General features: G+C 37.6%; 11 protein-coding genes. 4 read left to right on the top strand and 7 right to left on the bottom strand.

Going from position 1 to position 12,640, the window contains the following annotated elements:
* Positions 1–13 precede the first annotated feature (13 nt).
* From FNL60_RS03415 to yycF, 7 genes are all read right to left on the bottom strand, one after another.
* The gene (locus FNL60_RS03415; protein WP_002268540.1) at positions 14–535 is read right to left on the bottom strand and encodes a GNAT family N-acetyltransferase; all 522 of its coding nucleotides are present in this window, start codon (positions 533–535) and stop codon (positions 14–16) included.
* A gap of 71 nt (positions 536–606) precedes the next feature.
* A complete protein-coding gene (pheS, locus tag FNL60_RS03410; protein ID WP_002264817.1) occupies positions 607–1,650 on the bottom strand; it encodes a phenylalanine--tRNA ligase subunit alpha in 1,044 nt (347 codons plus the stop codon).
* A gap of 439 nt (positions 1,651–2,089) precedes the next feature.
* Complete coding sequence (gene smc, locus FNL60_RS03405; RefSeq protein WP_002279973.1) at positions 2,090–5,626, bottom strand: chromosome segregation protein SMC; 3,537 nt, start codon at positions 5,624–5,626, stop codon at positions 2,090–2,092.
* Positions 5,626–6,321, bottom strand: coding sequence for a ribonuclease III (rnc, locus tag FNL60_RS03400; RefSeq protein WP_002266141.1), 696 nt, complete (start codon positions 6,319–6,321; stop codon positions 5,626–5,628). Before rnc ends, smc begins: the two co-directional genes overlap by 1 nt.
* A 106-nt stretch (positions 6,322–6,427) precedes the next feature.
* Complete coding sequence (locus FNL60_RS03395) at positions 6,428–7,231, bottom strand: MBL fold metallo-hydrolase (protein WP_002279972.1); 804 nt, start codon at positions 7,229–7,231, stop codon at positions 6,428–6,430.
* Entirely contained in the window at positions 7,228–8,580 is a 1,353-nt protein-coding gene (gene vicK, locus FNL60_RS03390) for a cell wall metabolism sensor histidine kinase VicK (protein ID WP_002264821.1), read from the bottom strand. Before vicK ends, FNL60_RS03395 begins: the two co-directional genes overlap by 4 nt.
* Positions 8,573–9,280, bottom strand: coding sequence for a response regulator YycF (yycF, locus tag FNL60_RS03385; RefSeq protein WP_002262930.1), 708 nt, complete (start codon positions 9,278–9,280; stop codon positions 8,573–8,575). Before yycF ends, vicK begins: the two co-directional genes overlap by 8 nt.
* Positions 9,281–9,632: 352 nt before the next feature.
* On the opposite strand from yycF, the gene FNL60_RS03380 reads away from it, so the two are divergent.
* Genes FNL60_RS03380 through FNL60_RS03365 form a run of 4 tightly spaced genes read left to right on the top strand, consistent with a single transcriptional unit; the run spans position 9,633 to position 12,611 of the window.
* Positions 9,633–10,415 (top strand): amino acid ABC transporter ATP-binding protein, encoded by a 783-nt coding sequence (locus tag FNL60_RS03380; protein ID WP_002262931.1) that lies wholly within the window; start codon positions 9,633–9,635, stop codon positions 10,413–10,415.
* Entirely contained in the window at positions 10,412–11,224 is an 813-nt protein-coding gene (locus FNL60_RS03375) for a transporter substrate-binding domain-containing protein (protein WP_002262932.1), read from the top strand. The genes FNL60_RS03380 and FNL60_RS03375 overlap by 4 nt, the downstream gene beginning before the upstream one ends.
* A 17-nt stretch (positions 11,225–11,241) precedes the next feature.
* The gene (locus FNL60_RS03370; RefSeq protein ID WP_002264823.1) at positions 11,242–11,946 is read left to right on the top strand and encodes an amino acid ABC transporter permease; all 705 of its coding nucleotides are present in this window, start codon (positions 11,242–11,244) and stop codon (positions 11,944–11,946) included.
* 14 nt (positions 11,947–11,960) lie between these two features.
* Entirely contained in the window at positions 11,961–12,611 is a 651-nt protein-coding gene (locus FNL60_RS03365; protein ID WP_002279971.1) for an amino acid ABC transporter permease, read from the top strand.
* Positions 12,612–12,640: the final 29 nt, after the last annotated feature.

The raw sequence follows: 12,640 nt of genomic DNA, 5'->3' as shown, positions 1-12,640 counted from the left end.
GTATTTCCTTTCCCTAACTTAAAGACTTTTTAAGCAACCAATCCGTATCCACTTTGTTACCAACAAAAAAAGAATGCTTAGAAAATTGTTCAAATCCATATTTAGCATACAATAACTGGGCCTTAACATTCTTTTCCCAAACGCCCAGCCAAACCCATGATAAGCCTGATATTTGCGCACGTTCTAAAGCAAATTCAAAAAGCTGTTTTCCTAAACCTAAACCTTGATAAGCTTTCAAAATATACAGACGTTGAATTTCAAATGCATCTTCTAATACCTGCTCGGTTTGAGAGATGCCCCAGTTCACTTTCAAAAATCCCGCTGCTTTATCGGACATCAAAATAAAATAGGTTTCTGATTCTTTATCAGCTAATTCTAATTTTAAAGCAGACAAAGTATAAGCTTCGTCAAAAAAGTTTTGCAGCTGCTCTGCTGTATTATCAAAAGCAAAGGTTTCACGAAAAGTCTGAATAGCAATTTTCTGAAGCAAAGAAAGCTCATCTTGATTGACTTTTCTAATTTCAACCTGTGACATTTTCACTCCTTTAACTTGTGGATGGCTGAGCCAGAGCAATTAGCTTGCAAAAGCTCTACAACCTTATAGATTTAATTGAATTGTTCTGTAAAACGGCTGTCACCTTGATAGAAACCTCGAATATCATTGATTCCATAGCGCAGCATAGCCATACGTTCTTGGCCTAAGCCAAAGGCAAAACCAGAATATTCTTCAGAGTCAACGCCGGACATCTCAAGAACACTTGGATGAACCATACCGGCACCAAGAATTTCAATCCAACCTGTTTTCTTACAAACATTACAGCCTTTGCCGCCGCATTTAAAACACGAAACATCCACTTCAACAGAAGGCTCTGTAAATGGGAAATAAGAAGGACGCAGACGAATCTTACGATCTTCACCAAACATTTTTTTACTAATCATTTCCAGTGTTCCTTTGAGGTCACCCATAGAAATGTTTTTACCAACGACCAAGCCTTCAATTTGATGGAATTGATGGGAATGCGTCGCATCATCTGTATCGCGGCGAAAAACACGCCCGGGTGAAATCATCTTAAGCGGCCCTTTAGAAAAATCATGTTTATCTAAAGTACGTGCCTGCACAGGACTGGTATGTGTTCGAAGCAAAATGTCTTCAGAAATATAAAACGTGTCCTGCATATCACGTGCTGGGTGATCTTTGGGCAAATTCATGCGTTCGAAATTGTAATAGTCTTGTTCAACTTCATAGCCATCAACCACTTGAAAACCCATTCCTAGGAATATATCTTCAATTTCTTCACTTATCTGACTGAGAACATGGCGATTGCCTAGATGTATTTGGCGTCCCGGAAGAGTGACATCTAATGTTTCTGATTCTAATTGCGCTTGAATTTTGGCGGCTTCAACGATTTTAGCTTGTTCTTCAAAAGCCTTTGTTAAGACATCACGGACTTCATTGACTTGTTTTCCAACAACAGGACGCAACTCATTTGGTAAGTCCTTTAGACCTTTTAAAAGTTCTGTCAAGGAACCTTTCTTACCCAAAACCTTAACACGCAAATCTTGTAATTCTTTGCTGTGATTGCCGCTCATTTCCTTTAATGTTGCTTGAGTTGATTTTCTCAGCTCTTCTAATTGTGCTTGTAAATCCATGTGATTTCCTTTCCTATTTAAGGACCTTGTTAAAAACAAAAAATGTGCCAAAACTCCTTAAGCGGAGCGTTGACACGCGGTACCATCCGTTTTTATCTAGTATGACTAGACCTTAATTATTAAGCCTTTCTTTCTGAGTGAATTCACTAAACTTTCATCCAGCGGGTTTCCAGTCACGCCCCGCATTCCCTGTCAAACTTCCATAAAGCTACTAATCTCATAGACTTTTATTCAATTGTTACTATTTTAACAGATTTCACAAAATTTCTCAATAGGCTGAATCAAAGATTCTATGGGGAACGAGATTCCATTGCAATTTACAGAAATGATTTTGTCGTTCCCGCCTTGTTTCCTTGTTGAGAATTACTTTAAGTACTATTGCCGTCAAAGATTGATTGTGTCCTTACAGTTTTTTCAAACTAAGCACTTCCAAGCTTTTTTAAGATATCTTTTCGACTTCTTTTAGCTTAACAGAGATAATCTTAGAGACACCTGATTCCTGCATGGTAACCCCATATATACTATCTGCAGCAGACATGGTGCCTTTACGGTGAGTGACCACAATAAACTGGCTGGACTTATCAAAACGATTCAGATAATCACCAAAACGCTTGACATTGGCCTCGTCAAGAGCAGCCTCAACCTCATCCAAAATAACAAAGGGAATGGTTTTAACACGAATGATGGCAAATAACAATGCCAAAGCAGACAGTGCCTTTTCACCACCAGACATAAGATTGAGAGATTGAATCTTCTTGCCAGGCGGCTGCACTGAAATTTCAACACCGGTCATCAAGAGATCTCCTTCTGTCAAAAGCAAGTCAGCACTTCCTCCGCCAAACATCTGCGTAAAGGTCGTCTTAAAACTGTCACGAATAGCTTCAAAAGTCGTCTTAAAGCGTGCCTTGACCTCATCATCCATATCATGAATAGTATTCAGGAGAAGTTCCTTAGCGTGAACAAGGTCATCTTTTTGACTATTTAAGAAATGCAAACGCTCAGACACTTCATCGTACTGACCGATTGCGTCAAGGTTGACCGGTCCCAATCCCTTAATTTGCTTTTCCAATTGGCTTAAATGAGCTTGAGCAGCTTCTAGATTTTCAATCGGTCCTGCCTCTTGTTTAGCATCATCTAAGCTTAGTTGATAATCTTCAGCCAAGTTATTGGCAAAACGGCGCAATTGATTGGATACATGATCCCTTTTTGCTTCTAATTGCGTTTGCTGACGAATGAACTCTTCATTCTTTTGATTAGTTTTTAGGAGATTGGTCTCAACCTCTTCTAGCTGTGCTTCACAGTCTTCCAGTTCAAAACGGTAGCGGACAAGTTCTTGGTCACTCTCTATTTTTCTAGCCTGAGCGTTTGCTAATTGCTGTTTGAGCGATGGTAAACGTTTTTCATCCAAATCCTCTTCTTGGCTATCTAAAAGTTGCATCATACCAACTTCATTTTGCTCCAATTCAGCTAATTCTTCTGCCAAACGTTTTAAATTCGTTCTTTCAAATTTCTGTGTATTAGACAAATCACGCTCAGAAAGTTGCAAAGAAGAGAGTTGTTGACTTAAAGCAGCTGTCTTTTGCTGAATACTATCCTTATCTTCCTTGATTTGAGCAATCTCTTGATTGAGCTTTTCCTTGTCATCAGCAATTTTATACAGCTTTTCTTGTAAAAGTGCTTGGTCTTTTTCTAAGTCTCGATTAAGATCCGCCTGATTTGTTTGTTTTAATTGGGTATAAAGCAAGACCAGCTCTTGTAAATGAGACTCTGATTGTTGATACTCCATCTCAGCCTTTTGCTCAGCCAATCGGGCTTGATTTCCTTTTTCCCTTAATTCTAAAAGATCTGCTTTTTTCACTTCCAAGTCCTGCTTGGTCTTTTCAACTGTTCTTTCCTGCTCAACTTGTTTTTCTTCTAAAAGCGCTAGCTCTTGTGTCAAATGATCCAGTTCTGGCTTGATAAAAGTTGTATTATTTTGACGGCTAGTCCCTCCTGAAAAGGACCCTCCGGGACGGATCTCTGTTCCATCTAATGTCACAAGACGCACTTGATAACGTAACTGGCGAGCTGCCTGATTGGCATGACCAACCGTATCAAAAATCGCTGTGACACCCAGTAAATTGCCAAAAATTGTTTGCAAACGAGGCTCAAAACTTACCAAATCACGTGCTAAACCGAGAAAGCCCTGGCTGGAAGTTAATAGGCTTTGATTTGACTCAGATAAACGACGGGGTTTAATGGTTGTTAAAGGAAGAAAAGTTGCTCGACCTTGACGGTTCTTCTTTAAAAAATCAATAGATCGTTTGGCCGCCGCTTCATCTTCAACAATAATATTTTGACTGCTGGCACCTAAGGCAATCTCAAGTGCGGTTTGATATTTTTTATCAAAAGTTAAATGTTCACTAACCGCGCCAACAATACCTTTAATTTTATCAGCCTGCTGAAGAACAGACCTAACACCTGCATAGAAATTACTATGGCTTTTTAAGATGGACTTCAGACTGCTTTGGCGTGCTTTCTTGTCTTTGACATCATCCAACAATTGAAACATAGCCTCTTGCTGCTCAGCATAAGCAGCTTCTAAATTCTGAACAAGCTGTGCTGTTTTTTGATAGTCCTTTAGCAATTCTTGAACTTTGGTTTTAGCAGTTTCAAAGTTTGCGGATTCCCTTTGTTCTCGATCTTTTGCTTTCTCTAAGTCTGCTTGTACTTGTTTAATTTCTGCTGTTTTACTTTCGGATTCTTGCTTTCGACTATCCATTTCTGCTTTTAAAACAGCCAATTGGTTAGAAGTATCAGCCTCTTTTTGCATGAGTCTAACAAAATCTTCTCGTAAACTTTCAATAATATGATCAGGATCTGTTGCAAAACGTGACAATTCCGTTTCGACATTTTTAATTTCTTGATTTTTTTGTTTGAGATCCTCTTCTAATTGTTCTAAGTCAACTTCTTTTTGAGCTAATTCTGTTTTAAGAGAAGCCTTTTGCTCTGACAATTGTTCTAGGCTTTTTTGAGTAGATTGCTTCTTTTCTGTCTTTTGACTAACCTCTAAATGAATGCGTTCAATCTGACGCTCATAATCACTAATGAGACGTGTCATTTCAAGGAGATCAGCCTGCTTTTGATCCATTTGACGAGAAAGCTGGTGCCTTTTTTCTTTTAGAGTCTGATTCTTAGTTTCTAATAGATCACGTTCTTGATAATAGGCTGCTAAATTTTGTTTAACTTTTTCAAGCTCAGCTTGGTTTTTCACTAAGGCTTCCTTATGATGGAGAATTTGGTAGACCAGCAAGTCTAACTGTTTCTCCTTGCGTTCTGTTTCCAAAACCAAAAATTCTTTGGCTGTTTTTGCCTGACGTTCTAAAGGCTTTATCTGTGTCTCCAGTTCATAGATAATATCATCCAGCCGATCCAAATTATCCTGAGTCTGTGTTAGCTTAGACTGCGTCTCTTTTTTACGTGTTTTGTATTTTAAGACACCGGCTGCTTCTTCAAAAATTGAACGACGCTCTTCTGGTTTACTATTAAAAATCTCTTCCACACGTCCTTGAGAAATAATGGAAAAGGAATCACGCCCCAAACCAGTATCCATAAACAAATCGTGAATATCGCGCAGGCGTACTTTTTTACCATCAATAAGATAATCACTGTCCCCATTACGATAAATATGGCGTTCAATGCGAATCTCCTCTTGAGCGTCTTTGATAAAGGCATCGCTATTATCTAAAATAACCGTTACTTGAGCGTAATTGAGTGGCTTTCGATTTTCAGTTCCTGCAAAAATCACGTCTGGCATCTTGCCGCCACGCAGGCTCTTGGCACTTGACTCACCCAAAGCCCAGCGTAAACTCTCCGTAATATTACTCTTTCCTGAACCATTTGGTCCAACAACGGCTGTCACTCCTCTGTCGAACTCAACCTTGGTCTTATCAGCAAAAGATTTAAATCCCTGCATTTCAATTTCTTTTAAAAACATTAAGAACCTCGTTGAAGTTTTTCAAGCGCATTTTTAGCAGCCTCTTGCTCTGCTAATTTTTTTGATTTGCCTGTCCCGCTACTAAGTTTTTCATGATTCATAGAAACAGCAACTTCAAAGCATTTTGCATGGGCGGGTCCTGATTCTTTTAAGACCTCGTAATCGATCAAAACATCCCCGTCAACTTGCAATAATTCTTGAAGTGCCGTTTTATAATCGGTAACACGTTCATAATTATTATTTTCAACCTTAGGAATCACAACTTGATTGAGAAAGGCCTCAACAGCTTTAAGACCTGCATCCAATAAAAGAGCACCTAAAAAAGCTTCAAATAAATCGCCCAAAATAGTATCTCTTTGACGACCGCCAGATTTTTCTTCACCCTTACCTAATTTAATATAGCGGTCAAAGTGACAATTTCTAGAAAAACCCGCCAAACTTTCTTCACGAACAATCATCGAACGCATTTTTGATAAATCACCTTCAGCTTTTTGAGGGTATTTGTCAAAAAGATAACGTGAAATCGTTAACTGCAGAACAGCGTCTCCTAAAAATTCCAAGCGCTCGTTATGTGAAATGTTTAGGAGGCGATGCTCATTAGCATAACTAGTATGAGTAAAGGCAGTTTCCAATAATTCCTTGTCAGAAAAGACGATCTTAAAGTCTTCTGCCAGTTTTTTTTCTAATGTTTTCATATAAATCCTTTCTTTTATCCTTAGACCTTTCTATTATAGCAAAAATCACCCAGAACAACCATTTCCGAGTAATCTTTGTTTTTCATTCTTCCTTTTAAGCTGTCCACTAGATTTTTGCTAATGGTAAAGCAGTATCTGGCGAGGTATCATAAATCTTAAAATCATGATCTACAGCCAAATCTGCCTGCATGAGAGCATTCTTCATCGTCATATGGGCTAATTCTTTGACATTGTTTTCTTTGCTGAGATGTCCCAAATAAATCTTTTTTGTTTTATTCCCCAAAGTTCGAACCATTGTTTCTGCACCATCATCATTTGATAGGTGTCCTTTATCGGATAAAATACGCTGTTTTAAACTCCAAGGGTAGATACCTGAGCGTAAAATTTCAATATCATGATTGGACTCAATCAGATAACCATCAGCATTTTCAATCAGATCTGCCATACGATCACTGACATAACCTGTATCCGTCAATAAGACAAAACTCTTGCCGTCTTTCATCAGGCGGTAAAACTGTGGTTGAGCAGCATCATGGCTGACACCAAAACTTTCAATATCAATATCCCCAAAAGTGATGGTTTTCCCCAGATCAAAGATATGTTTTTGGCTGACATCAATTTTACCAATCATGCTATCCATAGCTTGCCATGTTGCTGCATTCGCATAGACATCCAAACCATATTTCCGAGCTAGTACACCAACACCGTGAATATGATCTTTATGTTCATGTGTTACTAAAATGGCATCAACATCATCTACTTTTCGGTCTATTTCTGCCATTAATTGACTAATTTTCTTACCTGAGAGGCCTGCGTCAATTAAAATTCTCTTTTGAGGAGTTTCCAAATAAAAACTATTGCCACTTGAACCAGAAGCCAGAATGCTGTATCTAAAACCTGTTTCTGTCATGATTCGTCTTCATCTTCTTCCCATTCATCAATTGCATCATTATCGTTTTCATAAGGTAAAACGATGGTAAAGGTCGACCCTTCGCCTTCCTCACTATTGGCCCAAATAAAGCCTTTATGCTGTTTGACAATTTCTTTGGCGATTGCTAATCCTAAACCAGTCCCACCTTGAGCACGGCTTCTTGCCTTATCAACACGATAAAAACGGTCAAAAATAAGAGGGAGATCCTTCTTAGGAATACCCAAGCCTTGGTCGGATATAGAAAGGATGAGTTGTGTATCTGTTGTCTGCATCGTTACAGTCACCTTACCGCCATCAGGTGAATATTTGATTGCATTATTTAAAATATTATCAATTACCTGAGTCATTTTATCGGTATCAATTTCAATCCAAACTGATTTGTCAGGATAATCTCTAATAATTTCGTAAACCTTATTAGTTGATTGCTGACTTTGAATTTGATCAAAGCGATCCAGAATATAATTCATAAAAGCTGTAAAATTCGTCAATTCAACATCTAAATGACTGGTCTGATTATCAATACGTGATAAGCTAAGTAAATCAGTAATCATACGCATCATGCGATTAGTCTCATCAAGTGATACCTTGATAAAACTAGGAGCCACTGATTCTGTCAGGGCACCATCGTCCAAAGCTTCTAAATAGGACTTTACAGAGGTTAATGGTGTCCGCAGTTCATGACTGACATTAGAAACAAAGAGACGGCGTTCACGTTCTTCTTTTTCCTGTTCGGTCGCATCATGCAAGACAGCAATTAGTCCTGAAATAAAGCCACTTTCACGGCGGTTTAAGGCAAAACGAATGCGTAAAGTGATAAATTCATCATATTCATCACGCCGCGTCAGAACAATTTCCGGCGTTTTTGTAATCAAATCATTGTAAGTATAACTATCATCATCCAAAATATCCAGAATATTGCACTCCAATGCCTGCTCACGCGTTACATTCAGTTGCTTTTGCGCCATATCATTAATAACGGTAATCTTTCCGCGGCGATCTGTTGCCAAAACACCATCTGTCATATAAGATAAAATACTAGTCAGACGGTTTTTTTCCTGTGCCAAATTTTCATGCGTTAAACGGAAAACTTCTGATAAATCATTAACGTTATTCACTAGTTCTGACAAGTCAGAGTTATCCTCAACCTTTAATTTATCAGTATAATGGCCAGTAATCAAAGAACGTACTTTAGCATTTAACTGTTTAACTTGATTATTATTTTTATACTCTCTGTAATTGAGAAAAATAAAATAAAAAAAGAGTAAAATGATTAAAACTGCTAATAAAATTCGTAAAAATAAGGGACTTGATTCAAACACATTAGTCATATGATTTCATGTAATAACCAACACCGCGTCGCGTCAAAATGTACTCTGGACGACTAGGTGTATCTTCAATTTTTTCACGCAGACGACGAACAGTAACATCAACAGTACGGACATCTCCAAAATAATCATAGCCCCAAACCGTTTCAAGTAAATGTTCACGCGTCATCACCTGACCTGTGTGTGTCGCTAAGTGATGCAACAACTCAAACTCACGGTGAGTTAACTCTACCTCTGTTCCACGTTTTTTAGCAACAAAAGCATCTGGTAAGATTTGCAAGTCCCCAATAATAATTTCAGGTATACCTGAAGCATTTTCCTCAGCCACTGCGGATTCAATATTTTCAGTACGGCGAAGATGCGCTTTTACACGCGCCAGTAATTCACGATTAGAAAAAGGTTTAGTCACATAATCATCAGCACCAATTTCAAGACCAATAACCTTATCAAACTCACTGTCTTTAGCTGATAACATAATAATTGGAACATGGCTGTTTTTTCTAACTTCCTTAGCCACTTCAAGACCGTCTAGTTCTGGTAACATTAAGTCCAATATAATCAAGTCAGGATTTTCTTCTTCATATTTACTTAATGCTTCACGCCCATCAAAGGCTGTAATCGTGTCATAACCTTCCTTAGCCAAGTTAAACTTGATGATATCAGAAATTGGTTTTTCATCGTCAACGATTAGAATTTTCTTCATTATGAATACCTCGCTTATGGTCTTAAAATAGAAGTTTATGAAATAAGTAAGAAAGATTAAAAATCATGCTATTTTATTAATTTTTATCTGATTTTTATATCAAGCCCACTTAGAGTAAACTTTATGTTAGAACCATTTTTATTTACTTAAAGCTTTACTGCTTAAAGTAACCCTCTACGATTATATCAAAATCAATGGCAAATGAAAACCAACAAGTTTATTTCAAACTATTAGAGAAAGTTATCTTACTGAATTTTCTGATAATATTTGACATCTTAGAAAAGGTATGATAGTATAACAATATAATGTTAGAAAAGCTAACAATAAATTTATGTCAAATAAGGAGAAGACTATGGCACTCATTACCTTTAAAAATGTGGAAAAATACTATGGGGACTACCATGCACTTCGTAATATAAATCTAGAAATTGAAAAAGGACAGGTTGTTGTTTTACTTGGTCCTTCAGGATCTGGGAAGTCCACACTTATTCGCACAATGAATGCTCTGGAATCCATTGACTCTGGTGAACTCATTGTTAACGGTCATGAAGTTACCAATGCTTCAACTAAGGACCTAGTCACACTTCGAAAAGAAGTTGGTATGGTTTTCCAACATTTTAATCTCTACCCTCACAAAACAGTGCTAGAAAACGTGACATTAGCCCCAATTAAAGTTTTAGGAATGGATAAGAAAAAGGCCGATGCTATTGCTGAAAAATATCTCACTTATGTTAACATGTGGGATCGCAAAGATTCCTATCCGGGTATGCTATCTGGCGGACAAAAACAGCGTATCGCTATTGCACGCGGACTAGCTATGAATCCTAAGTTACTGCTTTTTGATGAGCCAACTTCTGCACTGGATCCTGAAACCATTGGGGATGTTTTAGCCGTTATGAAAAATTTAGCCTTAGAAGGCATGAACATGGTCGTCGTCACTCACGAAATGGGATTTGCACGTGAAGTTGCCGATCGTATCATTTTTATGGCTGATGGAGAAATTCTAGAAGATACAACTGATGTTGATGGTTTCTTTAAACATCCAAAAGATCCACGAGCTCAACAGTTCTTAAGCAAAATTATCAATCATACCAGTGAAAAAGTGAATATCAACCAAAAAGGAGAAAGCGAATGAACATCAAAAAATTTCTCATCAGTTTGGCTGCTCTGATTATGATTGCAACAAGCCTTTCAGGGTTATCCAAAGTAAACGCTGATAATGTAACCTCTCCACAAGTTAAAAAAATTAAAAGGGCTGGAGTGCTTAAGGTCGGTGTCAAGCAAGATGTTCCTAATTTCGGTTATTACAATGCTGAGACGGGTAAATACGAGGGAATGGAAATTGATATTGCTCGTAAAATCGCCAAATCTATTGGGGTAAAACTTGAACTTGTTCCCGTTACGACTCAAACTCGTGAACCTCTTATGGACAACGGCCAAGTTGACCTAGTTATTGCTACCTATACCATTACTCCAGAACGTCAAGCTTCTTACAGTATTTCTAAACCTTATTATTATGACCAAATTGGTTTTTTGGTTCGTCAATCAAGCAAGATCTCAAAAATTTCTGATCTAGACGGACTTACTATTGGTGTTTCTCAAGGGGCAACAACTAAGGTTAATCTTGAAGCTTATGCTAAAAAACACCACTTAAAATTTAACTATGTTCAATTGGGAAGTTTCCCTGAACTTGCTATTTCTCTCTATTCTAAACGCATTGACGCTTTTTCTGTTGATAAGTCCATCCTCACTGGCTATGTCAGCAAGCAATCTAAATTGCTAAAATCTGGCTTTAATACGCAAGAATATGGTATTGCCACTAAAAAATCAAATACTGGCTTAACAAAATATGTTAATTATTTATTAAAAAAATGGACTGCTGATAAAAGTCTTGAAAGCATTTATAATAAACATAATCTTGAATCAGCCAAACCAGATAAATAATGAGTAAAGGAGATATTATGCTACTATTTACTGCTACTTCCGGCCCTTTTGCTCTGAGCCGCTGGTCTGCATTCTTTGCCAATTTCAATCAATTTTTAAAAGGCTTCTTTTATACACTTGAAATGTCCGTCTTCGCTTTACTGCTTTCTTTAATTCTTGGTGTCATTTTTGGCGCCATGAGTTCCTCTAAAACTAGGCTTCTCAAAGGAATAGCCCGTGTTTATGTTGAGATTTTTCAAAATACACCATTATTGGTACAATTCGTCTTTGTTTATTACGGGTTAGCTATTATGACAAACGGTGCTGTTATGATCTCAGCCTTCTTTACTGCAGTACTTTGTGTTGGTATTTACCACGGTGCTTACATTGCAGAAGTCATTCGCTCTGGTATTGAAGCTGTGCCTAGAGGACAAACCGAAGCAGCTCTTTCTCAAGGATTTACCTATCAAGAGACCATGAGTCTAATTATCTTGCCGCAGGCCATCAGAACTATCTTGCCACCAATGACAAACCAAGTGGTTAACTTGATAAAAAACACATCAACAGTTGCTATTATTTCAGGCGCGGATATCATGTTTACGGCCAAAGCTTGGGCCTACGAAACAACTAATTACATCCCTGCTTTTGCTGGTGCCGCCTTCCTTTACTTCATCATGTGTTTTCCTCTTGCAACTTGGGCTCGACGTAAAGAAGAAGCTAACAAAGAAGCTTATCATTTATAAAGGGAGGCTGACTAATGAAAGCATTATTAACACCCACAAATTTCAATTTTTTACTTCAAGGTTTGTGGCTAACACTTTATATCTCTTTTATTTCCATTGTACTATCTACCATTTTAGGAACGATTCTAGCTGTTATGCGCAATGGTAAAAATAAACCGCTAAGATGGATTGCTAGTATTTATATTGAGTTCGTCAGAAATGTTCCTAATCTTTTATGGATTTTCATTGTCTTTCTTGTCTTTCAAATGAAATCCACTCCTGCTGGGATTACTGCTTTCACTGTTTTTACCTCTGCAGCTCTAGCAGAAATTATCCGAGGCGGATTAAATGCTATTGATAATGGACAAACTGAGGCAGGACTTGCTCAAGGATTAACCAATTCTCAGATTTTTATTTATATCATTTTCCCTCAGGCTATCAGAAAAATGCTGCCAGCTATCATTTCCCAATTTGTAACTGTTATTAAAGATACTTCTTTTCTTTATTCTGTTATTGCCCTTCAAGAATTATTCGGAAAAAGTCAAATTTTGATGGGAAAATATTTTGAAGCTGATCAAGTCTTTGCTCTTTATGGGATTGTTGCAGTAACTTATTTTATCATTAACTTTATCATTTCAAGTTTTTCTCGCCGTCTTGCTAAAAAGTGGGAACAAGCAACGGACTAAAAAATCAGTCTGGATATCAAAATTCCAGA

It is taken from the genome of Streptococcus mutans (genome assembly GCF_006739205.1).
Taxonomy (GTDB): domain Bacteria; phylum Bacillota; class Bacilli; order Lactobacillales; family Streptococcaceae; genus Streptococcus; species Streptococcus mutans.
This window is presented reverse-complemented; position numbering and strand designations above follow the sequence as displayed.